Source organism: Algihabitans sp. (genome assembly GCF_965226985.1).
In the GTDB taxonomy this organism is placed as follows: domain Bacteria; phylum Pseudomonadota; class Alphaproteobacteria; order Kiloniellales; family DSM-21159; genus Algihabitans.
In genome coordinates, this window is record NZ_OZ245712.1 from 2,481,732 (window position 1) to 2,507,045 (window position 25,314).

Annotated in this window: 24 protein-coding genes; 17 read left to right on the forward strand and 7 right to left on the reverse strand. The window is 66.9% G+C overall.

Features of this window, described 5'->3' with window-relative positions:
- Positions 1 to 105: 105 nt before the first annotated feature.
- The 3 genes from ACO054_RS11410 to nthA are packed head-to-tail and all read right to left on the reverse strand — an operon-like array spanning position 106 to position 1,741.
- Positions 106 to 348 (reverse strand): nitrile hydratase accessory protein, encoded by a 243-nt coding sequence (locus ACO054_RS11410; protein ID WP_421706700.1) that lies wholly within the window; start codon positions 346 to 348, stop codon positions 106 to 108.
- Complete coding sequence (nthB, locus tag ACO054_RS11415) at positions 345 to 1,037, reverse strand: nitrile hydratase subunit beta (protein ID WP_421706701.1); 693 nt, start codon at positions 1,035 to 1,037, stop codon at positions 345 to 347. The genes ACO054_RS11410 and nthB overlap by 4 nt, the downstream gene beginning before the upstream one ends.
- Positions 1,034 to 1,741, reverse strand: a complete 708-nt coding sequence (gene nthA / locus ACO054_RS11420) for a nitrile hydratase subunit alpha (RefSeq protein WP_421706702.1) — start codon at positions 1,739 to 1,741, stop codon at positions 1,034 to 1,036. Before nthA ends, nthB begins: the two co-directional genes overlap by 4 nt.
- A gap of 344 nt (positions 1,742 to 2,085) precedes the next feature.
- Here nthA and ACO054_RS11425 point away from each other — a divergent pair, with 344 nt between their 5' ends.
- The 9 genes from ACO054_RS11425 to ACO054_RS11465 all read left to right on the forward strand — a co-directional run bounded on the left by ACO054_RS11425 (position 2,086) and on the right by ACO054_RS11465 (position 11,061).
- Entirely contained in the window at positions 2,086 to 3,126 is a 1,041-nt protein-coding gene (locus tag ACO054_RS11425; RefSeq protein WP_421706703.1) for an aliphatic sulfonate ABC transporter substrate-binding protein, read from the forward strand.
- Positions 3,126 to 3,974 (forward strand): ABC transporter permease, encoded by an 849-nt coding sequence (locus tag ACO054_RS11430; protein ID WP_421706704.1) that lies wholly within the window; start codon positions 3,126 to 3,128, stop codon positions 3,972 to 3,974. The genes ACO054_RS11425 and ACO054_RS11430 overlap by 1 nt, the downstream gene beginning before the upstream one ends.
- Positions 3,967 to 4,704 carry an ABC transporter ATP-binding protein gene (locus tag ACO054_RS11435; protein ID WP_421706705.1) on the forward strand — a complete coding sequence of 246 codons (738 nt, stop codon included), beginning with the start codon at positions 3,967 to 3,969 and terminating at the stop codon, positions 4,702 to 4,704. The genes ACO054_RS11430 and ACO054_RS11435 overlap by 8 nt, the downstream gene beginning before the upstream one ends.
- A 13-nt stretch (positions 4,705 to 4,717) precedes the next feature.
- A complete protein-coding gene (locus tag ACO054_RS11440; RefSeq protein ID WP_421706706.1) occupies positions 4,718 to 5,251 on the forward strand; it encodes an OsmC family protein in 534 nt (177 codons plus the stop codon).
- 198 nt (positions 5,252 to 5,449) lie between these two features.
- A complete protein-coding gene (locus ACO054_RS11445) occupies positions 5,450 to 6,100 on the forward strand; it encodes a FecR family protein (RefSeq protein ID WP_421706707.1) in 651 nt (216 codons plus the stop codon).
- Between the two features lie 259 nt (positions 6,101 to 6,359).
- Positions 6,360 to 8,336, forward strand: a complete 1,977-nt coding sequence (locus ACO054_RS11450; RefSeq protein WP_421706708.1) for a CHASE2 domain-containing protein — start codon at positions 6,360 to 6,362, stop codon at positions 8,334 to 8,336.
- A 100-nt stretch (positions 8,337 to 8,436) separates the two neighbouring features.
- Complete coding sequence (locus ACO054_RS11455) at positions 8,437 to 9,603, forward strand: GNAT family N-acetyltransferase (RefSeq protein WP_421706709.1); 1,167 nt, start codon at positions 8,437 to 8,439, stop codon at positions 9,601 to 9,603.
- 20 nt (positions 9,604 to 9,623) lie between these two features.
- Positions 9,624 to 10,382 carry a hypothetical protein gene (locus ACO054_RS11460; RefSeq protein WP_421706710.1) on the forward strand — a complete coding sequence of 253 codons (759 nt, stop codon included), beginning with the start codon at positions 9,624 to 9,626 and terminating at the stop codon, positions 10,380 to 10,382.
- A 136-nt stretch (positions 10,383 to 10,518) separates the two neighbouring features.
- On the forward strand, positions 10,519 to 11,061 hold the full coding sequence (locus ACO054_RS11465; protein ID WP_421706711.1) for a hypothetical protein: 543 nt from the start codon (positions 10,519 to 10,521) through the stop codon (positions 11,059 to 11,061).
- 39 nt (positions 11,062 to 11,100) lie between these two features.
- Here the strand turns inward: ACO054_RS11465 and parA are convergent, their stop codons facing one another.
- Positions 11,101 to 11,736 (reverse strand): ParA family partition ATPase, encoded by a 636-nt coding sequence (parA, locus tag ACO054_RS11470; RefSeq protein ID WP_421706712.1) that lies wholly within the window; start codon positions 11,734 to 11,736, stop codon positions 11,101 to 11,103.
- Positions 11,737 to 12,184: 448 nt separating this feature from the next.
- Between parA and ACO054_RS11475 the strand changes: the two genes are divergently transcribed.
- The 8 genes from ACO054_RS11475 (at position 12,185) to ACO054_RS11510 (ending at position 21,439) form a co-directional block, all read left to right on the forward strand.
- Positions 12,185 to 13,174 carry an L-threonylcarbamoyladenylate synthase gene (locus ACO054_RS11475; protein ID WP_421706713.1) on the forward strand — a complete coding sequence of 330 codons (990 nt, stop codon included), beginning with the start codon at positions 12,185 to 12,187 and terminating at the stop codon, positions 13,172 to 13,174.
- A gap of 95 nt (positions 13,175 to 13,269) precedes the next feature.
- A complete protein-coding gene (locus tag ACO054_RS11480; protein WP_421706714.1) occupies positions 13,270 to 14,730 on the forward strand; it encodes an FAD-binding oxidoreductase in 1,461 nt (486 codons plus the stop codon).
- Positions 14,731 to 14,839: 109 nt separating this feature from the next.
- Positions 14,840 to 16,549: a PAS domain-containing sensor histidine kinase gene (locus ACO054_RS11485; RefSeq protein ID WP_421706715.1), complete on the forward strand. Its 1,710-nt coding sequence runs from the start codon at positions 14,840 to 14,842 to the stop codon at positions 16,547 to 16,549.
- A gap of 123 nt (positions 16,550 to 16,672) precedes the next feature.
- Entirely contained in the window at positions 16,673 to 18,469 is a 1,797-nt protein-coding gene (locus ACO054_RS11490) for an acyl-CoA dehydrogenase (RefSeq protein WP_421706716.1), read from the forward strand.
- Between the two features lie 422 nt (positions 18,470 to 18,891).
- A complete protein-coding gene (locus ACO054_RS11495; RefSeq protein ID WP_421706717.1) occupies positions 18,892 to 19,188 on the forward strand; it encodes a DUF2282 domain-containing protein in 297 nt (98 codons plus the stop codon).
- A 55-nt stretch (positions 19,189 to 19,243) separates the two neighbouring features.
- Positions 19,244 to 20,164 carry a DUF692 domain-containing protein gene (locus ACO054_RS11500; protein ID WP_421706718.1) on the forward strand — a complete coding sequence of 307 codons (921 nt, stop codon included), beginning with the start codon at positions 19,244 to 19,246 and terminating at the stop codon, positions 20,162 to 20,164.
- Complete coding sequence (locus tag ACO054_RS11505) at positions 20,154 to 20,909, forward strand: putative DNA-binding domain-containing protein (protein WP_421706719.1); 756 nt, start codon at positions 20,154 to 20,156, stop codon at positions 20,907 to 20,909. The genes ACO054_RS11500 and ACO054_RS11505 overlap by 11 nt, the downstream gene beginning before the upstream one ends.
- Before the next feature lie 35 nt (positions 20,910 to 20,944).
- Entirely contained in the window at positions 20,945 to 21,439 is a 495-nt protein-coding gene (locus ACO054_RS11510) for a DoxX family protein (RefSeq protein WP_421706720.1), read from the forward strand.
- A gap of 137 nt (positions 21,440 to 21,576) precedes the next feature.
- Here the strand turns inward: ACO054_RS11510 and ACO054_RS11515 are convergent, their stop codons facing one another.
- From ACO054_RS11515 to ACO054_RS11525, 3 genes are all read right to left on the reverse strand, one after another.
- Positions 21,577 to 22,797, reverse strand: coding sequence for a polyhydroxyalkanoate depolymerase (locus ACO054_RS11515; RefSeq protein ID WP_421706721.1), 1,221 nt, complete (start codon positions 22,795 to 22,797; stop codon positions 21,577 to 21,579).
- Between the two features lie 371 nt (positions 22,798 to 23,168).
- Positions 23,169 to 23,990: a maleate cis-trans isomerase family protein gene (locus ACO054_RS11520; RefSeq protein WP_421706722.1), complete on the reverse strand. Its 822-nt coding sequence runs from the start codon at positions 23,988 to 23,990 to the stop codon at positions 23,169 to 23,171.
- Positions 23,991 to 24,001: 11 nt separating this feature from the next.
- Positions 24,002 to 25,246, reverse strand: a complete 1,245-nt coding sequence (locus ACO054_RS11525) for a D-amino acid dehydrogenase (protein ID WP_421706723.1) — start codon at positions 25,244 to 25,246, stop codon at positions 24,002 to 24,004.
- Between the last annotated feature and the right edge of the window lie 68 nt (positions 25,247 to 25,314).

The following is a 25,314-nucleotide window of genomic DNA, read 5'->3' on the forward strand; positions in this document are numbered from 1 at the left end:
TGTCGTTTCTCCAACAGGGCGCGGCGATCCAGCGCGCTGGGCTGGAGGGTCGACCCTCCGACATATCTCTCCCATCCATATCTATCAGCGCCCATATCTCCCCTATCAGGCGCCTCCCTTTGCCCGAACCAGGTTTTCCAGCGCCGCCACATAGTGCTGCCAGTAGGTGTCGCCACGGTCCGGGTCGCCCGAGGCCTGTGCCTGACGGATCGCGACTCCCAGGGCCTCGGCGTGCTCGGGCCAGGTAAAGAGGCCGCGTTCGACGAGGTGCTGCGCCAGCGCGAAGGCCCTGGCCTGCCAGGGCGCATCGAAGGGGCGGCCGGAGTCGGGAAGCAGAGCTTCGGTCATCCGGCAGTCTCCCGCGGGGGCACCGCCTCCAGATAGGACTCGAAACAGTCCGCCTGAATCGATCCCGGACAAGCCTGCGCGCCCCAGATATCCGTCGCATCGAAGGCGACGGTGTAGAGATGCTGCGGCAGTTCGCCGGCGCCATCGGCATTAGTGTCCGGAAAAACGTGGGTGCCGTGATGCAGCAGTATCCGGCCCGGCCTGCCGCGCAGGTAGCGCGGCAGCCGGGTATGGCCGCGGGGCGTCATCACCTTGGCGACGACCCGCTGACCGATGGAAAAGGCGGCCGCTTCGCCGGTCGGTCGGGCGCTCGGGCCGCCCTTGACCAGGGTGGCCGCCACCTGCTCCGCCTTCAGCACGCGCGGCACGACGGCCGGCGGCTGCAAGGAGCGGCCCTGGGCGATCTCCTCCTCACTGCAGAGGCCTGCCTGGACCAGCAGCCTTTCGAGGCCGTGCAGCCAGATCTGATAGTAGCTCTTCGCGAGATAGGCGCCGGGGTCCTGGTTCTCGCGGGCATGGCGGGACTCGTCGATATTCCAGCAGCCGGTCGCACCCATGGCCAGCGTCAGCCCGAAGACCCGCCGCTCCCACTCCGCCTTGAAGAGCGCGGCCTCGCCGTCCGGCGAGACGGGGTCCGGCGAAACGGGGCCGAAGCCCTGCATTCCGCCCAGATCGTGGGCGCCGTTCACGATGCGGGCTCCTGCGCAGTCTCTTGCGCCGGCAGGTCTCGCGGCGACTTGGCCAGGGCGGTGCCGATCATGGAGTCTCGCGTGACCAGGTCGGCCAGTCGCTCCTCGCTCCAACCCTCGGTACCCTCGGGCCGTTCGGGGATCACCAGGTAGCGGATCTCCGCCGTGGAGTCCCAGACCCTGAACTCGGTGTCCTCCGGCAGATCGACGCCGAAGTCCTTCAGCACACCGCGCGGATCGAGCACGGCGCGCGAGCGGTAGGGCGCCGACTTGTACCAGGTCGGCGGCACGCCCAGCACCGGCCAGGGATAGCAGGAGCAGAGGGTGCAGACGACGAGGTTGTGCAGCCCCTTGGCGTTCTCGACGGCGACCATGTGCTCGCCCTGACGGCCGCCGAAGCCCAGGTCGGCGATGGCGCCGGTGGCGTCGGCGAGCAGACGCTTTCGATAGTCGGGGTCGGCCCAAGCCTTGGCAACGACCCGAGCCCCGTTGCGCGGCCCGATCTTGGTCTCGTAGGTCTCGATCAAGGCATCGACCGCAGCCGGATCGACGTAGCCCTTCTCGACCAGCAGAGCCTCCAGCGCCTGGACCCGCTTGGTCATCGGATCCGGACCCGCATCGTGGTCGTGTGCGTGCCCGTGGCCGTGCCCGTGGCTGTCGCCGTGGCCGTCCCCATGATCGTGGTCGTAATCGTCGTGCGCCATAAGCGTCTGTCTCCAAGGTCTTGGCGAACGGGCAAGTTTGGACGTAGGCAGCCGGATCCATCAAGGGATCTGATCTACAAATCTTTTTTGTGTTATATTTTCGATTGACGGCGAGCCGCCGTGGAACGATGGTAAGTGGACAGCGCCGCTTTGAGGCTCAGCTTGCGGGGCGCTATACAAATACCAGCTAAAGCGAGTGGGACAGGTCCCGCCGCTCAAGCCGCGCCGGGGCTTTTTTTGTGCCCGATAGCGCGGTCTGATGCGGCTCTCCCCTTCCCGGCATCGCGGAGCCTCGTATCGAAACGGGCCTCCGCGGAGGCCGTAACGAAGCGAGGAGAGTTGTTATGTCGACCCGTCGTTCCTTCCTGTCCCTGGCCGCCGCCGCCCTTGCAACCGCAGGCTTGATCACCGCAGATCTCGCGACAGCCGCCCCGGCCGGGGCCGCCGATACGCCCGCGCGGATCGGCATCGACTGGGCCTACTATAATCCCGTCGCCATCCTGCTGAAGAACAAGGGTTGGCTGGAGGAGGAGTTCGCCGAAGACGGTACCGAGATCCGCTGGGTGCTCTCGCTTGGCTCCAACAAGGCGCTGGAGTTCCTGCGCGGCGGCTCCCTCGATTTCGGCTCCACGGCCGGCGGTGCCTCGGTCGTCGGTCGGGCCACCGGCCTGCCGATCAAGGCGGTCTACGCCTACTCGAAGCCGGAATGGACCGCGCTGGTCGTCCGAGCGGACAGCGAGATCCAGAACGTCGCCGATCTACGCGGCAAGTCCGTGGCGGTCACACGGGGTACCGACCCCCACATCTTCCTGCTGCGCGCTCTGGCCGAGGCGGGCCTGAGCGAGGGCGACATCAAGCCGGTCCTGCTGCAGCATCCCGACGGCTACCGGGCCCTGGAGCGCGGTCAGGTGGATGCCTGGGCCGGCCTCGATCCGCACATGGCCAAGGCCGAACTGGAGTCCGGCGCGCGGCTGTTCTTCCGAAACGCCGACCTCAACACCTATGGCATCCTCAACGTTCGCGAAGCCTTCGCACAGGAGCATCCCGAAACGGTCGCCCGGGTGCTGAAGGTCTATGAGCGCGCCCGGCGCTACGCTTTGGAGAACCCGGAGGAGCTTCAGGCTGGACTGGTCGAGGCGGCGAAGATCGAGCCGGCGGTGGCGGCACGGCAGCTGGAACAGCGCACCGACATCACCGACCCGGCGATCGGACAGGCCCATCGCGAGACCTTCCTGGCGACCGGCAAGGTCCTGCAGGACATCGGCGTCATCGGCGCCGACGTCGAGATCGAAACGGTGGTGGACGAGCTGATCGACGGCAGCTTCCTGACCCGGCAAGCCGCCGATCTGGGTCGGGCCGGCGATCTGAATCAGGCCGGCGAGTGATGCTGGCCGAGAACAGCGAGCGCCGCGTGGCGCCGATCTGGCAGGGGACGGCGGCGAGAGCCGCCGTCTTCTCCGTCGCACGTTTGAAGGGCCTGCTTCTGCCGCTCGCCCTTCTGCTCGCCTGGGAAGCGGCGTCGCGTCTGGAGCTGATCCCGGGCTACCTGCTGCCGTCCCCCCGAGAGGTCTTCGGCGAGCTGGCCGTTCTCTGGCAGTCGGGCGAACTGATCGACCACATCCTGATCACCGCCTGGCGGGTCGCCGTGGGCTTCGCGGTCGGCGCCGCCGCCGCGACCCTGCTGGGGGCGCTGACCGGGAGTTCGCGTCTGCTGCGCGAGCTGCTGGACCCGACCATTCAAGCGCTGAAAGCCGTCCCCTCGCTCGCCTGGGTTCCGCTCTTCATCCTCTGGTTTGGAATCTTCGAGACCTCGAAGGTGCTGCTGATCGCCGTCGGCGTCTTCTTTCCGATCTACCTGAACCTAGTGACCGGCATCCTGGGCACCGACCGCAAGCTGGTGGAGGTCGCCCGGATCTACGGGCTGTCACGGCTCGACCTCATTCGCCGCATCCTGGTACCGGCCACGCTGCCCAGCTATCTGACCGGCTTGCGCGCCGGTCTGGCCTTGGGCTGGATGTTCGTGATCGCGGCCGAACTGATGGGTGCCAGCGAAGGTCTCGGCTTCCTGATGATCGACGGTCAGATGACCGGCCGGCCGGCGATCATCATCGGCGCGTTGATCCTCTTCGCCTTGGCCGGCAAACTCTCCGACGCCCTGATCGAGGCTGTGGCGGCCCGGCTGCTCTCGTGGCAGGACGGCTACGGCGGAACCCAGGAGAAGGCCGATGCTTGAGATCAGCTGTCTCGGAAAGACCTTCGACGCCTCCGCCGGCGTGGCCCACAAGGCCCTGGAGGGCGTGACTCTGACGGTCGGCCAGCACGAGATCGTGTCTTTGGTCGGCACCTCGGGCTCCGGGAAGTCCACCCTGCTGCGGATCGTCTCCGGTCTGGAGACCCCGACCAGCGGCGCCGTCTCCCTCGACGGCCGCAGTGTGGACGGCCCGACGCCGGAGGTCGGCATGGTCTTTCAGGAGCCACGGCTGATGCCTTGGCTCAGCGTCCGCGAGAATGTGCGCCTCGCGCTGCTCGACCTGCCGAAGCCAGAGCAGGACGCGCGGATCGCCGAGGCACTGGACGACGTCGGACTGGCGAACTTCGCGGAGGCCCTTCCGCGCCAGCTCTCGGGCGGCATGGCGCAACGCACGGCCATCGCCCGCGCCCTGGTCCGGCGGCCCAGCTTCCTGCTGCTGGACGAGCCCTTCAGCGCCCTGGACTCCTTCACCCGCCAGAAACTTCAGCAGCACCTGCTGGCGCTTTGGGAGCGCTCGCGCTTCACGCTCGTCTTCGTCACGCACGACGTGCTCGAGGCCGTGACACTCTCAGACCGCATCCTGGTGATGCGCGGTCACCCCGGCCGCATCCACCGCGAGATTCATGTCGATCTGCCCCGTCCCCGCGCCCGCACGGCCCCCGAGGTGCGCGGGTTGGAGGAGGAGATCGTCGCCGCACTCGACCTGTCATGAGGAGATGAAACCGATGAGCGACCCGATCACGGCAGACGACCTGAAGGCCCTGCAGGCTCCCCTGAAGTCCAAGTACCGCGAGGACGCCGCGGCGGGCGTCGTCACCTTCCGCGCCGAGGGTCGGCTCGACGAGGGTATCTCCTGCAAGGTCGACACCGGGCGCGCTCTGGTCGATGCCGGACTGCATCCGGCCGCCGGCGGCCTGGGCGATCAGGCCTGCTCCGGCGACATGCTGCTGGAAGCTCTGGCCGCCTGCACCGGCGTGACCCTGCGCGCCGTCGCGACGGCCATCGGCTTCGACCTGCGCGACGGCCGGGTGATCGTCGAGGGCGATCTGGACTTTCGTGGAACCCTGGGCGTGGAGAAGGAAGCCCCGGTCGGTTTCCAGTCGCTACGCCTGACCTTCGACCTGGAGACCGACGAACCGCAGGAGCGGATCGACCAGCTTCTCAAACTGACCGAGCGCTTCTGCGTCGTCCTGCAGACGATCCGCCAGACGCCCGCCATGGAGACGAAACAGGCGATCAGGCAAGCTGCCGCGCCTTGAGATCTATCTCACAGCTAACCACTACGAACGATTGCAGATTTCGGCGTCAGGCCTGACAAGAGCGCCCGTTTGCGCGAATCATCGTCCGTCGAGGGCCTGTTAGCCGATCCGTAAAGGCAATCCGATATGATCTCGTTCCCCTTTCTTCCCCCTTCGGCGAAGCTCGCCAGCGCGACAGGCGCCGGGCGGGCCCCTGCCGTGAGACGCCGGACGGCGTCACTGTTCTTCCTCGCACTGTTCTGCCTCTCCGCGACCTTCGTCTCGGCCTCGGCGCAGGCCCAGGAGACAACGGGCAACCTCGAGACGGTCGCCCTGGTCGAGGCCGTCAGCGGCCGGGCCGTCCTGCAGCGCGGCACGGCAAGTCTGACGGTGGAAGCCGGACAAGAGATCCAAAGGCTCGACGAGATCCTGACGTCCGGCGACGGACGCCTGCGCCTGGCCTTTAGGGACGGCACCGTCATCACCGTCGGCCCCAACTCTCGCGTGTTGGTCCAGTACTATCTCGACGCCTTGAACCTGCAGGACGAGCGCCCGCGTTTCCTGACCCTCGTCTTCGGCATCCTGCGCGCCAGCGTCCCCAAGATCAGCTCGCTCGGCTGGTCGGTGGAAACCCGCGCCGCCATCGCCTCGTCCCGTTCGACCGAGTGGATCGTGGAAGCCGACGCCGAGACCACCTCGGTCCTGGTGCTCGGCGGCCGCGTCGAAGTCGCCGATACCCAAGGCAGCCAGATCCTGCTGACCGGTGGCGAAGGGGTCGACGTGACGCTGTCGCAGCCGATGGCTGACCAGCCGATCCGCTGGAATGAGACGCGCGTGATAGAGGCCGTCGAGCGCACAACGCTTCGCTAGAGCAGCATCGCCTTAGGTAGAATCGCTTTGGCGATCCAACCTCAGGCGTGAATCCCACTCTCATCATAAGTTTAGAGCGCGATCTTCGCGACAGCCCAGCCGTCGACGATGCCAGGCTTTCGGTGTCATGGCGCGGCCAGACTGCTAACCTTCGGCATCGACTGGCCGCCGTCCCCTTGCGCGGCAGCTTCTGTAGCGGCTGTCTGCAACGATCAAGGGACTTTAGAGAGCCGTCGGCGGAAGACCGGGAGTTGGCGCAATGCGCTCACAGCCATGGCGACCTCAACGATACGCGACGACGGCGGTTGGTTTCCTGGCAGCGCTGCTCGCTTTCATTCTGCTCGACGCCCCCATGGTCCAGCGCTTGGAGGCACCGACCCTCGACTGGCGCTTTCAGTTGCGCGGCCCCATCGCGCCGGGTCCCGACGTTGTCCTGATTCTGATCGACGAGCCCAGTCTGGAGGCCTTGGGCGGCTGGCCGCCCTCGCGATTCGATCTGGCCCGGGCGGTGGAGCGCCTGGCGGCGGCCGAGGCGCGCCTGATCGTCTTCGACCTCCTGTTCGCGACGAGCAGCAATAGCGACGAAGAGGGGCGCGCCGACGCGGCGCTAGCCGCAGCGATTGCCGAGGCAGGCAATGTCACCCTGGGCTACGCCTTCACCTTCGGTCCGGAGATGCTGACGCGCCTGGAGGACTCGAACCGTCCCCCCGACGGAACCGCCCTGCAACGCTACCGGAGATCACCGCAGGCCATCAGCCCTCTGCCCCACGCGAACGGCACCCTGCTACCGCCCCGCTCCTTCAGCGGGGCCGCCGCCTCCCTCGGGCATATGTCGGTGCTGCTTGCGCCGGACGGCGCGCTGCGCAGCGAGGCAACCGTGGTCGCTTTCGAAGGCACGCTCTACCCCTCGCTGACCTTGCAGGCAGCCCGACAGTTCCACCGCCTGCCGCGCAGCGAGTTGACCGCCGACGTGGGCCAGTCCATCAGCCTGGGAGACCGGCGGCTCGCGGTCGACAGTCGCATGCGCCTGCCGGTCAACTTCTACGGACCGGCGGGAAGCTTTCCGAGCTACAGCCTGTTCGCTCTATTGAACGGAGCCGTGCCGGAGGCTGCGCTGCGCGACAAGGCGGTGATCGTCGGTAGCACGGCGGCGGCGGCCGTGCCGGTCTTCGTCACCCCCTACGACCCTGCGCTGCCGTCGGTCGCTTACACGGCTACGGTGTTGGACAACCTGCTGCTGGGCCGCAGTCTTGTTCGGCCGGAATGGTTGCGCGGCCTGGACATTCTGGCCGCCGGACTTGGAGCCGCACTGGCCTATGGCGCCGCGCGCCGCCTGCACCCGCTGGCGGTACCGCTGGCTCTGCTGGTGCCCGGAACGCTCTGGACCGCGCTGGCCTATCTGGCCTTCGTCCAATGGCACTACTGGCTGGCGCTCGCCGTGCCGCTGAGCCTGATGGCGCTCGCCGCCGGCTTCGGTGCGCTGATGCGCAGCCAGGCCGAACAGCGGCGACGCGAGGCTGTCGCGCGCGAGCGGCAGAACCTTTCCCGTTACTTCTCACCAGCCGTCGCAGAGCGGCTGGCCGCGAAGAGCGAGCCCTACAGCCTGACCGGCACCCAGTCGGCGACGGTGGTCTTCATCGACATCGTCGGCTTCACGGGGATCTGCGAAGCCTTGCCGAGCGAACGCACGATCGAGTTGCTGCGCGGCTTCCATAGCCGGGTCGAGCGCGCCGTCTTCGGCCATGGCGGTACGCTCGACAAGTACCTCGGCGACGGCGCGCTCGCCGTTTTCGGGGTGCCCGATCCGCTACCCGGCGAAGCTGCCTGCGCCCTGGCCGCCGCCGCGGAGCTGCAGACCAGCATCGCCGCCTGGTCGGACGAGTTGGTCGCCGAGGGTCTGCCCCGCCTGAAGACCGCCATCGGCATTCATCACGGGCCGGTCATCGTCGGCGATATCGGCGGCGAGAGCCGCTTCGAGTTCACGGTCCTGGGCGACAGCGTCAACGTCGCCAGCCGCCTGGAGGGGCTGACCCGTCAGTTGCAGGTGTCCATCATCGCCTCGGAGACGACGATCCAGCGCGCCCGCGAACAGGCCGGCACGGCAGGCGGCAACATCCCCCTCGGTTTTCACCGTCACGGCGACGTCACCTTGCGTGGGCGCGAAACACCGCTCTCCGTCTGGGTCTGGCGCCCGGCTGAGGAGAGCCGCGTTGCGACGAGACGCGCAGCCGTGTGAGACAAAGCACCAAAGGGTCGCTGGGCCGGTTGCCGGGCAGATGCAGACGGGCGGGCGAAGCTTGTCTTGCCAGCGCGCCAACCGCACCTAAACTCCCACCATGCCCGACGGAGCCGACAGCCTGACCCTACGTGCGGTCGCCTCGCTGAGCGACGTCACCGCCGCGCAGTGGGATGCCTGCGCCGGCGGTGCGAACCCTTTCGTCAGCCATGCCTTTTTGAGCGCCGTCGAGGACTCGGGCTCAGCCACGGCGGAGCGCGGCTGGCTGGGCCAGCATCTTCTGCTGGAGCGGCCGGACGGCACACTCCTGGGCGCCGTGCCGCTGTACCTGAAGAGTCACTCCTACGGCGAGTACGTCTTCGACTGGGGGTGGGCCGATGCCTACGAGCGGGCCGGCGGCCGCTACTATCCCAAACTTCAGTCCTCCGTCCCCTTCACCCCGGTCACAGGTCCACGCCTGTTGAGCCGGCCCGGGGAGGATCGCGAGCGCATCTGCAAAACCTTGATCGCCGGTCTGGCCGAGGTGACCAAGCGGCACGAGGCCTCGTCTCTTCACATCACCTTCCCGGAGCGGGAGGAATGGGCGCGTCTGGGCGACGCCGGCCTGCTGACGCGGATCGGCCTGCAGTATCACTGGCATAATCCCGGCTACGAGAGTTTCGACACTTTCCTGGACAGCCTGGTCAGCCGCAAACGCAAGGCGATCAAGAAGGAACGCCGCAAGGTTCAGGAAAGCGGACTGCGCCTGCGGGCGCTGGTCGGCCCGGAGATCGAGGAGCGGCACTGGGACGCCTTTCACCGCTTCTATCTCGACACGATCGACAAGAAATGGTCCCGGCCCTACCTGACCCGCGAGTTCTTTCTGCTGCTGGGCGAGAGACTCGGTTCCAAGGTGGTGCTGATCGTCGCCGAGCAGGGCGACGAGGTCGTGGCCGGCGCCCTCAACCTGATGGGAGAGGAGGCGCTCTACGGCCGCAACTGGGGTTGCGCCGCCGATCACAGGTTCCTGCACTTCGAAGCCTGCTACTATCAGGCCATAGAATTCGCCATCGCGCGGGGTCTGAAACGGGTCGAAGCCGGCGCCCAAGGTGAACACAAGATCCAGCGTGGCTATCTGCCGGTCGAGACCTATTCGGCGCACCTGATTCCCGATCCCAATTTCCGCCAGGCCGTCGCCGATTTCCTGGAACGCGAGGCCAGAGCCGTCCGCTCCGAGATCGCGGCGCTGGGCGACTGGAGCCCCTATCGGGCCTGCGCGCCGGAATGACGAACCGGCGGTCAGCGGCGGTGTCTCTGTCGCTTTCGCGGCACCTGCCGGTGGCCGTCCTCCTGTCGAGCCTGCTTCTGTCCTTGCCTGACCCGGCTCCGGCATCGGATGCGGCCGTCGATCCGGCGCAGGCCTGCCGGACGGCGCCGCGCGTCGCTGCGGTCGAGCCCTGCCAAGCGGCGCTGCGCGCTGATCCGCAGGACCTGGAGGCTCAACGGCACCTCGCCTGGGGCTTGCTCGCCACTTACCGGGAAACCGAGGCCGTCGAGCGCTTCGTTGCCCTGGCCCGCGCCCGGCCGGACGATCCGCAGGCGCAGTTCGATGCCGCCTCCGTCATGACCGGTCTGCGCATGTACCCGCAGGCGCTGCCCTATCTCCGCCGCGCGCTCTACTTGGCACCGGATCTGCTGACGCACCAGCGGCTGGCCGCTATTCTGTTCCTGCATACAGAGGACTGGGCCGAGGCCCACGCCGCGCACAGGGTGCTCGCCGTTGCCGGGCTGCCGACCGGACTGTTCGACCTGGCACAGGACTTCGCCCAGGGGCGCGGCGTGGCGCCGGATCAGGCAGAAGCCCGGCGCTGGTACGAGCGGGCCGCCGAGGCCGGGCATGTGGGGGCCATGCGGACCCTGGCAGAGAAACTGCGCTACGGTGCCTTCGGAACGCCGCCGGAACCGCAGCTGGCGGGCCGGTGGTCCGCCAGGGCAGAGGCGGCGGTGGTCGGTCTGCCGAAGAGAAGAGATCCGGCGGCTGCCCGCGACGGCCGAGACGGCGAGTGAACGGAAGCGAGTGAACGGAAGACAGCGGGAGTGACCGAAAATATCCCGTCTTGCGATTGATTGTCGCTTGCGCGCTCGTCATGTAAGAGTCAAGAATCTATGATATAGATCGGTCGAGCTGCGAGGAGCGCCGACGATGTATCGCGATAACTCCCTGGTTCCCAGCGAAGCCATTCGACTTCTGGCCTTGGGTCTTCTCGCCGACGCCCCTCGGAGCTATGCCGAGGTCGCCGGCGAGGTGCGACACTTCACGGGCCGCATGGTGGGCCCGTCGCTGGAGTTGCTGGCTTCGCCGCTCGAACTTCTGAAAATCGAGGGCTTGGCCGAGCCGGTGGCGGGGAGCGGCGAGAGCGAAACGCTGCGCATCACCGAGAGCGGACGCAGCGAGTTGCAACGTCTTCTGGCGGCGAACATCCGCCCTCAGGTCACGGACGTGAACAAGCTGATCATCGCGCTGAAAATGCGTTTTCTGCACAATCTCGCGCTTGAGCAGCAGGCCGAACAGGCGGACATGCTGGTCGAGATCTTCGAGCGCGAGCTGGCGCGCCTGACCGATCTGCGCGGCCACGGTCCCGCAAGCGGGGGCGAGCTGCCGGCCTGGCTGGATCTGGAGATCGGGGCAACCCAGGCGCGTCTCGCCTGGTTCGAGGACTTGCGCGACCGTCTTCCCGAGGCCTGAGGCCCCCGGTAGTTGGGCTGCCAATAAACCGTTGGCCTTCTAGGACGCCTTGAGGATTTCCTTCGCCAGGGCAGAGATTTCTTTTGCCGCCTTGCCGCTGGGTTGCACTTCACCGACCGAACGGCCTTCGGAAAGCGCCGAGGCGAAAACGACCCGGTTTCCGATTTGCGCCTTGGCGATGCGCGCGCCGAAATCCTGAACCTCCGACAGCATCTCCTCGTTCAGCCTCGCCCGTGGCGGTACGCGGTTCAGCACCACGAGAACCTGCGTGCCCTCACCGGCCGCCAGATCCAGCGTGGGACGCGTCGCCCAGACATCCATCGGCGACGGCTGAACGGGGATCACCACCAAGTCCGCCGAGCGGACCGCGATCTTGGCCTCGGTCTCCGCATGGGGCGGCGAGTCGATCAAGACCACGTCATGGTCGCGCGCCAGACGCTCCACCTCATTGCGCACGCGCCATCCCTTGATGGGATTGACCAGCAACCCCGCCCCGGCATCGCCGAAACGCTCCTCGCGCAAGCGGAACCACATGGTCAGCGACTGCTGCGGGTCGATATCGACGACGGCGACCTTCTTTCTGGCGGCGGTGTAGGCAACGGCCAGATGCGCGGTCAGAGTGGTCTTGCCGGCTCCGCCCTTCTGCTGCGCCACGGTGATGATCTTGGCGACCATATCTGCTTCCCCTAGCTCCTGTTGCCTCCGTCGTGCTGCGGCGCAGCATAGAGGGCTCGCGAGAGGGATGCACCATAATCGAAGAGCAGCCCGGCAAGATTTGCGTCAGGAACCTTGCCCTATTTACGCACTTGACCTGCGGAATTGGCAGGCGCAGGCTCTCTCCACGTGGTCGTCACCTTCGGCCCAGCCGACGGACGCGACGACGGAAAGCTCGCCGCAATGCCCGTGCGGCGAGGGTGCCGGATGGCCCCCGCATCCCCAGCGGATGATGGCGCGTCAAGCGCCGAGGACCAACGGCCTCACAGGAGCGAAGCCGGAAGCCGCCAAGGCCTTGGCGGCTTCCGCATTTTAGGGTCTCATCGGACAGAGCCAGTCGCGGCAGGAAAGCTTCCTCAAGGCGGCCCAAACTGGACAGATCTGCGGGAAGCAGCTACCCAGCCGCGCCATGGTCAGGACCTCCTCCCGCATTCGAAACGCCGACGGCGCGGCGATCGAACAGGCCGCCCACCTGCTGAGCACCGGCGGCCTGGTCGCCTTTCCGACCGAGACCGTCTACGGCCTGGGTGCAGACGCCCATAACGATGGGGCGGTTGCCAGGATCTTCGCCGCGAAGGGGCGCCCACGCTTCAATCCGCTGATCGCGCACTATCCGGACGCCGAAACCGCTGCCCGGGACGTGCTATTCGACGCGGAGGCGGAGCGTCTGGCCGCCGCCTGCTGGCCCGGCCCCCTGACCCTGGTGTTACCGCGCCGTCCCGACTGCCGGGTCTCGCTGCTTTGCTCGGCGGGCCTGGAGACCCAGGCCGTGCGCGTGCCGGATCAAGCGGTAGCCCGCCAACTTCTGGCGGCGGTCGGACAGCCCCTGGCCGCACCGAGCGCGAATCGTTCGGGCCGGATCAGTCCGACCACGGCTCAAGCCGTGGCCAGCGAACTGGGAAACGCCGTCGACCTGATCCTGGACGGCGGGCCCTGCCGGATCGGACTGGAGTCGACGGTTCTGGACCTGTCCGGGGAACGCCCCCGCCTGCTGCGCCCCGGCGGCCTGGCGCTGGAGCACTTGACCGAACTCTTGGGGGCCGCGCCGGAAACACTTGCAAGCCGAGCCCCAGAGGAAGGCGCCGCGCGCGCCTCGCCCGGATTGCTGGAAAGTCACTATGCGCCGGAGACGGCGATCCGGCTCGACGCCGGCGAGGTCGCGCCCGACGAGGGCCTGCTGGCCTTCGGCCCCTCCCCTCCCGCCGGCGCGGCCATGACGCTCAACCTCTCCCCCAGCGGCGATCTGACGGAAGCGGCCGCCAAGCTCTTCGCCTATCTGCGCCGTCTCGACGACGCCGGCCTTCGGACAATCGCCGTCATGCCGATCCCCGACCGGGAGCTCGGCCGGGCCATCCGCGACCGCCTGCGCCGTGCGGCGGCGCCTCGCCCTCAAGCGTAGCTCCAAGGAAGAGGGGCCTCCCGCGATCCGCTGCTTGGCGGAGGCGTCAGCACCAAGCGGTTCCATAGGCGGGCAACACCCTCTAAGTTCTTGTCATGCCAGAGGGTCTTTCCGTTCCGGAGCGTTACAGCCGCCTGCGCGAGGCGCTGGCCGCCGTGGTCGGCCCGCGTCATCTGCTTGCCGAACCGACCGAGCTCGCGCCCCACCTGGTGGAGGAACGGGGCCGGTACCGTGGCCGCAGCCCCTTTCTGGTGCGGCCCGGCAGCACCGAGGAGACGGCAGAGGTGGTCCGCCTTTGCGCCGAGGCGCGCGTGCCGATGGTTCCGCAAGGCGGCAACACCGGGCTCTGTGCCGGCGCGATCCCCTTCGAGGCGGGCGAGGAGATCATCGTCTCGCTGGCGCGCCTCAAGCGGATCCGCGACCTCGACGCCGACAACTTCACCATCACCGTGGAGGCAGGCTGCATTCTGGCCGAGCTGCAACAGGTAGCAGCGGAGGCCGACCGCCTCTTCCCGCTCAGCCTGGGGGCCCAAGGGAGCTGCCAGGTCGGCGGCAACCTCTCGACCAACGCCGGCGGCGTTCAGGTTCTGCGCTACGGCAACATGCGCGATCTGACGCTCGGGCTGGAGGTCGTGCTACCAGACGGGCAGATCTGGGACGGATTGCGCGGCCTGCGCAAGGACAACACCGGTTACGACCTCAAGCACCTGTTCCTGGGCGCCGAGGGCACGCTGGGCATCGTCACCGCGGCGGTGCTGAAACTCTTCGCCCGACCGCGCGAGATCGTCACCGCCTTCGTCGCGGTCCCGAGTCCCGAGGCCGCCGTGGCGTTGCTTGGGCGTGCCCGCAGCGCGACCGGGGAGACCGTCACCTCCTTCGAGCTAATCCCGCGTCTCGGCCTGGAGATGGCCCTGCGCCGTGTGGAGGGCTGCAGCGATCCTCTCGGCGCTCCCTCTCCCTGGTATCTGCTGATCGAGCTCTATGGCGGCGGCGAGACGGGATCGCTGAGCGAAGCGCTGGAGTGCCTGCTGGAAGGCGCCTTCCAGGAGAATCTGGTCACCGACGCCGCGATCGCCCAGAACGCTCAACAGGCCGCCGACTTCTGGCGTCTGCGCGAGGGGCTCGTCGAGGCCCAGAAGCAGGAAGGCGGTTCGATCAAGCATGACGTCTCGGTGCCGGTCAGCCGGGTCCCGGCCTTCATCGCGGAGGCAACCCGCGAGGTCGAGCGCCGTGTTCCGGGCGTCCGCCCGGTGCCCTTCGGCCACGTCGGGGACGGCAACATCCACTTCAACCTGAGCCAGCCCGAAGAGAGCGAGCGAGAAGCCTTCCTGGCGCGCTGGGAGGAGATCAACGAGGCCGTGCACGACATCGTCGCGCGCTTGGGAGGTTCCTTTTCCGCCGAGCACGGCCTAGGCCGCATGAAGGTGGCCGAGGCCGAACGGCTGAAGTCGCCGGTCGAGATGGAGATGATGCGGCGGATCAAGCAAACCTTCGATCCGCACAACCTGATGAACCCCGGTAAAGTCGTTTTTCCGGACCGCCATAAACGCCTCTGAATCGCCCTGGCGAAGTCCCGGTTATTCAATCCTTAATCCTTTGCAAGAGAGACTTGGCGGGCCGCTGAACTGACCCCGCAGGCTGTACGGTTTCGGCTTCTCCTTGCCCATGCTTCTGTCTTTCGACACCACCGATCTGAAAAGCCTGCTGGACTCGATCTGCGCCCCGGCCTTCGTTGTCGACGTGCTGTCGAACGGCGAGCTGCGCTACGCGACCTTCAATCGCGACAACGAGCTTCGGACTGGACTGCGTCACGACGAGGTTTCCGGCCAGCAGCCGAAAGATCTGCTCGAACCCGCGTTGGCCGGCTATCTCGCGGGCCGTTACCTCGCCTGCGTCGAGGCCGGCAGAACCATCGAATACGAAGAAAAGCTGACCGTCGCCGGCGAAAACCGCCTTTGGAAGGTCTCCCTGTCGCCCCTGTCCAACGAAGAGGGGCAGATCCGACGGCTGCTCGGCACAGCCATCGAGGTCACGACGCTCGAGGTCACGGCGCCAAGCGACCAGGACTCGCTGCTTGAAAAGCGGGAGTCCTGGCTTTCAACCCTGGTCGACGGCTCTCTGCAGGGCATCCTGATCCACCGCCACAATCGACCGCTGTTCGCGAACACGGCCTTCGCCCGAATCTACGGCTACAGCTCACCGGCAGAGGTGCTGCGGGAACGCGACCTGACCCACCTGATCGCTCCAGAGGAACGCCAGACCATGGCCCTTCTGAGCCAGAGCGCTGGCAAGCGGCAGCAGGTCGACCACTTCGCCCGGGCGCGCGGCCTGACCAGGACCGGCTTTCCCATCTGGATCGAGTTCCGGGCACGCCCCGTCGACTGGGACGGTCAGCCGGCCCTCCAGATCACCCTGCTCGACGTGACCGAGCGCAAGCGCTATGAGGACGAACTGATTGCCTCGAAGGAACGGCTTGAGCTGCAGGCGCATTCGCTGTCCCAGCTGGCAGACGACCTGGAGGCGGCACGGACTGTGGCGGTGAACGCCCGAAAGGCCGCCGAACAAGCCAACCGCGCCAAGAATCAGTTCCTGGCCGCCATGAGCCACGAGCTGCGCACGCCGCTGAACGCCATTCTCGGGTTTTCGGAGATCATCTCTCAGGAGGCCTTCGGATCCTGCAGCGTGTCCCAGTACGTCGACTATGCCCTCGACATCAACGAGAGCGGACGGCACCTGCTGGAGCTGATCAACGACATCCTGGACATCGCCAAGATCGAGGCAGGCAAACTGGAGATCCAGCCGGAGGTGCTGGACCTGGAAGAGGTTCTGGACGCCTGCCGGCGCTTGTGCGCGGTGAAAGCGCTGGAACGCGACGTGCAGCTGCATCTCGACGTTGCGAGCGGCGCGCAGGTGATCCACGCCGACATGCGGGCGCTGAAACAGATCCTCTTCAACCTGCTTTCGAACGCCATCAAGTTTTCCGAATCGGGCGGACGGGTCGACCTGGCCGCCTGCCGGCTGGACAACGACTGGGTCGAGCTGTCGGTCACCGACGAGGGGATCGGCATCGCCGATGATCAGGTCGCCCAGATCTTCAAGCCCTTCCACCAGGTCGACAACAGCTACAACCGAGAGGCGGGCGGCACCGGCTTGGGGCTCGCGCTCGTCAAGGCGCTCGCCGAGCTGCACCAGGGCACCGTGACGCTCGAAAGTCAGCTCGGTCGCGGCACCAGCATTCGCGTGGCCTTCCCGCCCGACCGCGCCGCGAGGCAGGGCGCTGGCCGGCGTGCGCAGGAGCCTGCGAGCCGCAACCGAGGGGAGACGGGGATCGCGGGCGACGGTCCCGCCCTTCGCGTCGGCAGCCCCTCAAGCTAAAGCGTCAAAAACCTCCGGGAAGCAGAGCCGCGCGGCATTGTCAGGGCCCGGGGAGCGACCTACTGTCCGGACAGGAAATCGGCCGCTGCAAGAAGGCCGCGAGCCGCCGGGAGGACTGCCACCATGACCGACTATCGCGCGCCAATCGACGACATGCGCTTTGCCCTGCACGAGATCGCCGGGCTGGAGGAACTCTCGCGCCTGGAGGGTTTCGCGGCCGCGGATCCCGAATTGATCGATCAGGTGCTGGAGGAAGCCGGACGCCTGGCGAGCGAGGTGGTCGCGCCGCTCAACCATGTCGGGGATCGCGTCGGCGCAGTCTTCGAGAACGGCGTGGTGCGTACGCCCGAGGGCTTCCAGGAGGCCTACCACACCTACGTGTCGGCGGGCTGGAACAGCCTGCCCTTCGATCCGGACTACGGCGGACAGGGCCTGCCCTGGGTGGTTGCGGGGGCCGTTCAGGAGATGTGGAACAGCGCGAACATGGCCTTCGCGCTCTGCCCGCTGCTGAACCAGGGCGCCGTCGAGCTGCTGTCGGCGCACGGCAGTCCGGACCAGAAGGAAACCTACCTGCCGAAGATGATCAGCGGCGCCTGGACCGGCACCATGAACCTGACGGAACCCCAGGCCGGCTCCGACGTCGGTGCCGTGAAGACGCGCGCGACCCCGAGCGGCGACCACTATCTGATCCAGGGTCAGAAGATCTACATCACCTACGGCGAGCACGACTTCACCGACAATATCGTACACATGGTGCTGGCCCGCACGCCCGGTGCGCCCGAAGGGACCAGGGGCATCAGCCTGTTCCTCGTGCCCAAGTACATGGTCAACGCGGACGGCAGCCTGGGGCAGAAGAACGATCTGCGCTGCGTGTCCATAGAGCACAAGCTGGGCATCAACGCCTCGCCCACCTGCGTCATGGCCTACGGCGATTCCGGTGGCGCGGTCGGCTATCTGGTCGGCGAGGAAAACCAGGGCATGCGCCAGATGTTCACCATGATGAACAATGCCCGCCTGGCCGTCGGCATCCAGGGCATCGGCGTGGCCGAGCGGGCTTACCAGCAGGCCCGCGCCTTCGCCTTCGACCGCGTACAGAGCCGCGATCTGGCGGATCACGCCGGCGCGCCGGTGGCAATCATCAAGCACCCCGACGTGCGCCGCATGCTGCTGACCATGAAGGCCCTGACCGAGGCGGCGCGAGGGCTGACCTATCACACGCTGGCGGGCCTGGACCGCGCCAACGCGGTGACGGACGAACGCAGCCGGCAACAACAGATGATCGACGTGGTCGAGCTGCTGACACCGGTGGTCAAGGCCTGGAGCACCGACATCGGCGTCGAGGTCGCCTCGCTGGGCGTCCAGGTCCACGGCGGCATGGGCTTCGTCGAAGAAACCGGCGCCGCCCAACACTACCGCGACGCCCGAATCGCCCCGATCTACGAAGGCACCAACGGGATTCAGGCGCTGGATCTGGTCAACCGGAAAGTGGTGCGTCATCGGGGATTTCCGGCCCGCTCCTTCTCGGCCACCGTCCGGCAAGAGGTCGAAGCCCTGGCCAAGCTTCCGGGCGAGCGCTTCGCCGGATTGCGGCGGGAACTGACGGCGGGTGCCGAGGCGCTCGACGGCGCGACCGACTGGCTATGCGAGGTCTGGGCGAACAACCCCCGTCTCGCGGCGGCCGGCGCGACCCCCTATCTGCGGCTGCTGGGAACCCTGGGCGGCGGCTGGGTGCTTGCCCGTCAGGCCGTCGCGGCAGCCCGCCAGCTGGAGGCTGCCAACGGCCAGGCCGCTTATCTGCAGGGAAAGATCACCACCGCGCGCTTCTACGCCGACAACATCCTGCCTCAGGCCAGCGCAGCCGCGGCAGCCGTCACCCGCGGCGCCGAGACCACCCTGGAACTGGAGGACGCCCAGTTCTGATGATCGCCAGGTCTGATGATCGCCGGGCCCGCATAAAGAAAGCCCGGCTTCGCCAGGGAGAACGAAGCCGGACCAGAGGAATTTGGGAGGGCTGCTATCGATGGTTGGATCTTAAGAAATTTGCTACACCGAATCATTGATCTGCGTCAAGTAATACCGCACCCTTAGGGCGATACCACCGGGAACGTCAGGCGCATGAGCGGTTGCCGCACAAGGCACCCAGGACCTTGGCGACCGGCTCGGCAGAGACGATCGCGCTCTAGGCCAACACTTTCGTGAAGCGTCGTGATTCGCGTCTTTCCGGGCTGGTGCGCACCTTGTGCCGTGCGAGCTCGCCATGGTGGGCCGCTGGTTGGGCACAGGCCCGAACCATCCAGATTTCGCTGGAACCCAGGTTCCGAGACAACGAGGAGAAATCGCTGATGTTCGAGAAGAAGCTGACCGCTGCGACCGCCGCGCTGGCCCTTGCAGGCGCCGTTGCCGTCACCGGCCTGGCCATGACCCCGGCGGCTGAAGCTGCCGGCACGAAGTGCTACGGCATCGCCAAGGCCGGCGAGAACGACTGCGCCAACGCCGCCGGCACCCACTCCTGCGCCGGTCAGTCGACCGTCGACTATCATGGCGGCGACTGGAAGGCCAAGGCATCGGCCGAGGCTTGCCTCGAGGCCGGCGGCCAGACCGAGCCCTTCGAAGGCATCAACGCCGAGAAGGCCGGTTAAGACGTCTAAAGACGTCGGTCTTTCCGACTGAGCACTCTTGGGGAGGGACGAAACCATGACCGCTTTCACGCCGGTTGGCTGGACGGCTCAGGGTGACTCCCCCGTTGCGGACCCGATCCCTGCTACGCCAATCCCGATGGCGGCGGGGATCGGGCTGCGCCACCCCCATCTGCCCGACTTTCTGAACGGCCGTCCCGAGGTCGCCTGGCTGGAAGTCCATTCCGAGAATTTCCTGGCCGAGGGCGGGCCGCGCCGACGCGCGCTGGAGAAGATCCGCCACGACTATCCCGTATCCTGCCACGGGGTCGGTCTTTCACTCGGCTCCGCCGAGGGCTTGAGCGAAGAGCATCTCACCCGGCTTGCGACGCTGTTCGACGAGATCCAGCCGGGCCTTGTGTCCGAACATGTCGCCTGGTCGGTCGACCAGGGCACCTATCTGAACGACCTGCTGCCGCTGCCCTATACGGAAGAAGCACTGACTGTTCTCTGCCGCAACATCGAGCAGGCGCAGGAGGCCTTCGGCCGGCGCATCCTGGTCGAGAATCCCTCCAGCTATCTGCAGTTCGATGCCTCGCGGATGGGCGAAGCCGAGTTCCTGGCCGAGGCGGTGCGGCGCAGCGGCTGCGGCCTGCTGCTCGACGTCAACAACATCGTCGTGAGCGCCGAGAATCACGACTTCGATCCCCTCGCCTACCTGCAGGCCCTGCCCCACGAGGCGGTCGGCGAGATCCACGTCGCGGGTCATGCGGAAGTGGAACTGGAGGGCCATCGGCTGCTGATCGACGATCACGGCAGCCGCGTGCCCGCCGCCGTCTGGGACCTGCTGGAGGCGGCCCTTGCCCATTGCGGCCCGTTGCCCGTGCTGGTCGAGTGGGACACCGCCATTCCGGAGCTGTCGGTGCTGCTTGAGGAAGCGGCTACCGCACAGGGAGCCCTCGACCGCCTGACCGCCGAGGCCGCGCGCCATGCTGGCTGAGATGCAGAGCGCCTTCCGCCGCGCCGTGCTGCAGGGCGAGGAAGCCGCGGCGCTCAGCGGCATTGCCGAAGGCGGCTTGCCACCCCACCTGCGGCTCTCGGTCTACCGCAACAACGCCCTGGGCTCGCTGGCCGGCGTGCTCGCCGCCGCCTACCCGGCGCTGGAACGTCTGCTGAGCGTGGAGAACTTCCGACTGCTGGCGCGCGCCTTCGTCGCCGCCCATCCGCCGCGCAGACCGCACCTCTCCAGCTACGGCGCCGAGCTGTCGACCTTCCTCCCGACCTTTCCGCCGACCGCCAGCTACGTCTTTCTGCCCGATCTCGCGCGGCTGGAGTGGGCCCGCAACGAAGCCCTCTTCGCAGCCGACGCACCGATCCTGACCGGACGAAGCCTGGAAGGGCTGCAACCGGAGCAGCTGAGCGGCCTGCGGCTGGCCTGGCACCCGGCGACCCGTCTGATCGAAAGCGACTACGCGATCCAACGCCTCTGGCAGGCCGACGCCCTGGGCCGCGGCGTGGCGGCCGGCGCCCAGTCGGTTCTGGTCACGCGCAGCGCCGATGGCGCGATCCTGCAGCGCCAAGTCGGTCCGGGCGACGCGGCTCTGCTGCGCGCCTTCGCCGGCGGCGGGGACCTAACGGACGCGGCGGAGGCCGCCTTCGCCGCAGAGCCCGACTTCGATATTCAGGCCGCGCTCGCCGAGCATCTGACACAAGCAACCTTCACACGGCCCAACGCGCCCGCTTGATCGACAAGCGCGCCAAGAAGAGCGAGGTATCCGCGATGTCCCTCTCCTCCACCAACGACTCCCGCAGCCCGTCGGCGCTGACGGGGCTCTACGCGCGTTTCGAGCCGGTTCGCGAGCTTCTGGAAAGCTACGGTCAGCCCGTCGTCTCGCTGATCGCACGGCTTTGGATGGCGAAGATCTTCTTCGACGCCGGCTGGAGCCGCGTGAACAACTGGGGTAGCCAGGAGTTTCTTTTCGGCTTCATCCATCCCGTGCCGTTCCTACCGCCGGCCCTGGCGGCGCCGATCACCACCATCGGCGAGTTGACGTTGGCCGTCTTGCTGGCCTTCGGGCTACTGGGCCGCATCTCGGCTGCCGGGCTGCTGGTCATGACCATGACGATCCAATGGATCGTTGGAGCCACGCCCGAGGGGATCGAAAACGGGATCGCGCATCCCTCGCACTATCTCTGGATGCTGATCTTCGGTCTGCTGATCGTCTACGGCCCTGGCAAGCTGAGCCTCGACCACCTGTTGGGCAAGCGCAGCTAAACCGACACCCGATCTCACGACGACAAAAAAAGAAGCGGCGTCTCTCTCCGGAGACGCCGCTTCATTCGTTTTCCATCTGCCATTCTCCATCTGCACGAGGCAGGCGTCGCTTCACCCCTGCTCGCGCGGACTTTGAATCACCCGTGCTCGCGCACGAAGGCTCCGATGGCGGGTTTGATCTTCTCGCGCCAGCGCCGGCCGTTGAAGATGCCGTAATGGCCGACGCCGGGCTGAAGGAAGTTCTCGTGCTTCGACTGATCCAGACCGCTGCACATGGCGTGGGCGGCGATGGTCTGGCCGGGCGCCGAGATGTCGTCCAGCTCGCCCTCGACGGTCATCAGAGCCGTTTTGGAGATCGCGCCGGGGTCGATGGCCTCACCGCGCCAAGTCAGGGTGCCCTCAGGCAGACTGTGACGCTTGAAGACGTGATCGACGGTTTCGAGGTAGTAGCGCGCCGGCACGTCCATCACCGCCAGATACTCGTCGTAAAAGCGACGATGGGATTCAACGGAGTCGCCGTCGCCCTGCACCAGGTGGCGGAACATCTTTACGTGCGACTCGAAGTGACGCGACGGGTTCATCGAGAGGAAGCCGCCGAGCTGCAGAAAGCCGGGATAGACCGCCCGGCCGCCGCCCGGATAATAGGCCGGTACATCGTCGATCAGGCTGTGCTCGAACCAGGCCAGGGGCCGCGATTCGGCAAAGCGGGTCACGGCCGTCGGGGCCGCACGGGTATCCACCGGCCCGCCCATCAGGATCATGGCCTTCGGCTGGGCCGGATCGTCGGCCTGCGCCAGCAGGGAAATCGCCGCCAGGACCAGCGGCGCCGGCTGGCAGACCGCCATGACGTTAAGCTCCGGCGCCAACCGCTTCATAAAGTCGATCAGCGTGTCGAGATAGTCCTCGAGCCCGAAGGTGCCGGCGGTCGCCGGTACGAAGCGGGCGTCGATCCAGTCGGTGACGTAGACCTCATGGTCCGGGACCAGCGCCTCGACCGTGCCGCGCAGCAGCGTCGCATGGTGGCCGCTCATGGGCGCCACCAGAAGGATCTTGGGATCGTTGCGCTTTGTGCCGACTCGCTTGAAGTGAATCAGATCGCAGAAGGCCGTGCCGCCCACCCGCTCCGGCTTCAACGGCACCTCGCGACCGGCGATCTTCGTGTGCGTCAGCTCCCACTCCGGCTTCCCGCGATGACGGGTGGCGGACTCGATGACTTCCAGCCCCGCGACGACGCTTCGCCCCAAGTGGGTGTAGGTCATGGGAACCAAGGGATGGGTGAGAAGCTCGCGCGCCGTTTCGGACATCATCCGAAAAGGCGTCATCGCGATATGCTGAAACTCGTAGAGCGAATAGAGCATTCAGGATCCCCGCATCTGTTGCACCCGCGATCGGCTGTTCTTCAGGCTTTTTCTTAGTGTTGCTTCGTGCGTTTCTGGTCGCCCGGAAGAACCCCGTACCCTGCCGACACGGGTAAGCATGATGCATCGAGATGAAGAAATAGCAACAGCGCTCCAGAACCGATGAGTCTTTGCATAACGACTATGCAACAACGCCGTAGGCACACGATCCTTTTGACAAATCTTTGGAATCCCATCGGTAAAGGGGGCGGAAAGCTGCGGATGACGTCAAAAAACACCGAATCGCCCAACGGTGGCTCACGCCGGCCACAAAACTTCACAATAAAATGATGTGATGAAACGAGAGCTTCGCCTGCCCCGGGCGGCCTCCGCTAGCCCAGCCCGCAGCGAAACAGCGCCCCGAGTCGCGGCGGGGCAGCCTCCACGCCCGACAGACGCAAGGCGTGCCAAGCCAAGGCGTGGTTCGAGGAGGTGACCGGCTTGCCGACCGCCGTTTCGATCTCCGCAACCGACTCCACCAGGCGCACCGAGGTACAGGACACGAAAAGCCCGTCGACATCCGGCTCCGCGACCAGCCGCTCTGCCGCTGCGCGAATCGAGGCCGTATCAATGCGCGCCACGGTCGGATCGTCGCCTTCGTTGAAGGACCCCATCACCGGCACCTGAACACCCCGAGACTGAAAGAAGCCGCGCAGCATCCTGTTGACGGAGGGCAGGTAGGGCGTGAGTAGCGCGATCCGCCGCAGGCCCAGCGCCCGGAAGGCGGCCAGAGCCGCCAGAGCCGGATTCGTCGCGGTCTTCGGACGGCGCGCCGCCAGCAGCAGATCGCGGACCCGCTCCGGCCCGATCACCATCGAGGCCGAGGTGCAGCCATAGGCCAGGCAATCAAGGTCGGAGCCTGGCAGGATCACCTTGGCGCAGTCAGGGATGCGTGCCTCCATGGCCTTCAGGCTCTCCGGCGTAATCGCCGCATCGTTCCAGATACGGCTTTGAAACAGCGCAACGTCGGGCTGGGACGCGAGAACCTGGCGAAACTCCTGCTCGACCGTGCCGTCCGTGGCCAAGACGATCAAGCCGATCCGTGCGGCCGCACCGAGGCCCCGGTCGAGCGTAAAGGGCAAGCGCTCCAAATCGACTCTCGGAGCCTCGTCGGCGACCGGTTCGAAAGGGGGCAAGGCGGCGGCGTCCGTCATCGACCTCATCCTCACTGCAGCAGCAGACCGTCGAGCGGTATGGCGGGCTTGCGGCCGGCGATCAGGTCGGCCGTCAGCCCCGCCGTCCCGCAGGCCATGGTCCAGCCCATGTGTCCATGGCCGGTGTTGAAATAGAGATTCTCATGACGACCCCGCCCCAACAGAGGAGTCCCTTCGGGCGTCATCGGCCTGAGACCGGCCCAGTAGCTCGGCTGCCGATAGTCTGCGCCCTGCGGAAAGAGATCGCGTGCCACGCTCAGCATCCGCGAGAAGTCGGCAGGTCTGTGATCGGTTCCGTAGCCGGCGAACTCCGCCGTGGCGGTGATCCGCAGACGCTCCCCGAAGCGGGCGTAGGCCACGAGGTTGTCCTCGTCCACCCCGCCGAGGCTGGGCGCACGGTTGCGCCCCGCGACCGGCAGAGTGACCGAGTAGCCCTTGACCGGATAGATCGGCAGACGCGCGCCGAGCTGCCGGGCGATCTTCGGACTGTAGACGCCGAGGGCCAGCACGAAGGCATCGGCGGCCACCTCTCCCCTGTCGGTGACTACCGCCTGGACCGCGCCGCCGTCCAGACGAAATCCCAGGACCGTCTCGCCGAAGCGGAAGGTCGCGCCGCCGGCTTCGCAGGCCTTAGCCAGCCCGAGCGTGAAGAGGCGGGCATCGCCGGCTTCGTCGCCCGGCGCGAAGATCGCGCCCGCGAGACCGTCCCGCAGAGGCGCCAGAGCCGGTTCGATAGCCACGGTTTCGTCGGCCGTCAGGGTTTCGAGGGCGATACCCTGGTCGGTCAGGATCCGCAGTCTCTCCAGGGCGCCTGCGAACGATCCCGGGCGCCGGTAGAGGTAGAGCAAGCCGCCGCTGCTCGCGTCGTAGGTCACGCCGCTTGCCGCAACGACCTCGTGCAGCAGAGACTGGGAATAGAGGCAAAGCCGGGCCTTGCGCGCGCTGTTGAGCGCCGCGCGCTCCATCGTGCACTGCCGAAGAAACTTCCAGGTCCAGCGCCAGAGCGCCGGATCCAGTCTCGGCCGGAAGCGCAGGGCCTGATCGCCGCGCCAGAGAGACCGCAGCAGCATGCCCGGCGCCTTGGGCGAAGACCAGGCGTAGGCATGGCCAGGGGCCACCAGCCCAGCATTGGCGAAGGAGGTGAAAGCCGCCGGCTCCTGGGCACGGTCGATCACCGTGACCGCATGACCGTCGCGCTGCAGCATCCAGGCGGTCGCGACACCAACCACTCCGCTGCCGAGCACAACGATATGCATGCCGCACTTCCCACGATGGGCGCCCAAAACCGATCACCTGTCGGGTTCCGGTGCCGAACGTTACGGAA

Bases quoted from the DNA above. Each gene is read 5' to 3' on its own strand.
- ACO054_RS11410 (WP_421706700.1), bottom strand. From the start codon at position 348: ATGACCGAAGCTCTGCTTCCCGACTCCGGCCGCCCCTTCGATGCGCCC.
- nthA (WP_421706702.1), bottom strand. From the start codon at position 1,741: ATGGCGCACGACGATTACGACCACGATCATGGGGACGGCCACGGCGAC.
- ACO054_RS11425 (WP_421706703.1), top strand. From the start codon at position 2,086: ATGTCGACCCGTCGTTCCTTCCTGTCCCTGGCCGCCGCCGCCCTTGCA.
- ACO054_RS11430 (WP_421706704.1), top strand. From the start codon at position 3,126: ATGCTGGCCGAGAACAGCGAGCGCCGCGTGGCGCCGATCTGGCAGGGG.
- ACO054_RS11435 (WP_421706705.1), top strand. From the start codon at position 3,967: ATGCTTGAGATCAGCTGTCTCGGAAAGACCTTCGACGCCTCCGCCGGC.
- ACO054_RS11440 (WP_421706706.1), top strand. From the start codon at position 4,718: ATGAGCGACCCGATCACGGCAGACGACCTGAAGGCCCTGCAGGCTCCC.
- ACO054_RS11450 (WP_421706708.1), top strand. From the start codon at position 6,360: ATGCGCTCACAGCCATGGCGACCTCAACGATACGCGACGACGGCGGTT.
- ACO054_RS11455 (WP_421706709.1), top strand. From the start codon at position 8,437: ATGCCCGACGGAGCCGACAGCCTGACCCTACGTGCGGTCGCCTCGCTG.
- ACO054_RS11465 (WP_421706711.1), top strand. From the start codon at position 10,519: ATGTATCGCGATAACTCCCTGGTTCCCAGCGAAGCCATTCGACTTCTG.
- parA (WP_421706712.1), bottom strand. From the start codon at position 11,736: ATGGTCGCCAAGATCATCACCGTGGCGCAGCAGAAGGGCGGAGCCGGC.
- ACO054_RS11475 (WP_421706713.1), top strand. From the start codon at position 12,185: ATGGTCAGGACCTCCTCCCGCATTCGAAACGCCGACGGCGCGGCGATC.
- ACO054_RS11480 (WP_421706714.1), top strand. From the start codon at position 13,270: ATGCCAGAGGGTCTTTCCGTTCCGGAGCGTTACAGCCGCCTGCGCGAG.
- ACO054_RS11485 (WP_421706715.1), top strand. From the start codon at position 14,840: ATGCTTCTGTCTTTCGACACCACCGATCTGAAAAGCCTGCTGGACTCG.
- ACO054_RS11490 (WP_421706716.1), top strand. From the start codon at position 16,673: ATGACCGACTATCGCGCGCCAATCGACGACATGCGCTTTGCCCTGCAC.
- ACO054_RS11495 (WP_421706717.1), top strand. From the start codon at position 18,892: ATGTTCGAGAAGAAGCTGACCGCTGCGACCGCCGCGCTGGCCCTTGCA.
- ACO054_RS11500 (WP_421706718.1), top strand. From the start codon at position 19,244: ATGACCGCTTTCACGCCGGTTGGCTGGACGGCTCAGGGTGACTCCCCC.
- ACO054_RS11505 (WP_421706719.1), top strand. From the start codon at position 20,154: ATGCTGGCTGAGATGCAGAGCGCCTTCCGCCGCGCCGTGCTGCAGGGC.
- ACO054_RS11510 (WP_421706720.1), top strand. From the start codon at position 20,945: ATGTCCCTCTCCTCCACCAACGACTCCCGCAGCCCGTCGGCGCTGACG.
- ACO054_RS11515 (WP_421706721.1), bottom strand. From the start codon at position 22,797: ATGCTCTATTCGCTCTACGAGTTTCAGCATATCGCGATGACGCCTTTT.
- ACO054_RS11520 (WP_421706722.1), bottom strand. From the start codon at position 23,990: ATGACGGACGCCGCCGCCTTGCCCCCTTTCGAACCGGTCGCCGACGAG.
- ACO054_RS11525 (WP_421706723.1), bottom strand. From the start codon at position 25,246: ATGCATATCGTTGTGCTCGGCAGCGGAGTGGTTGGTGTCGCGACCGCC.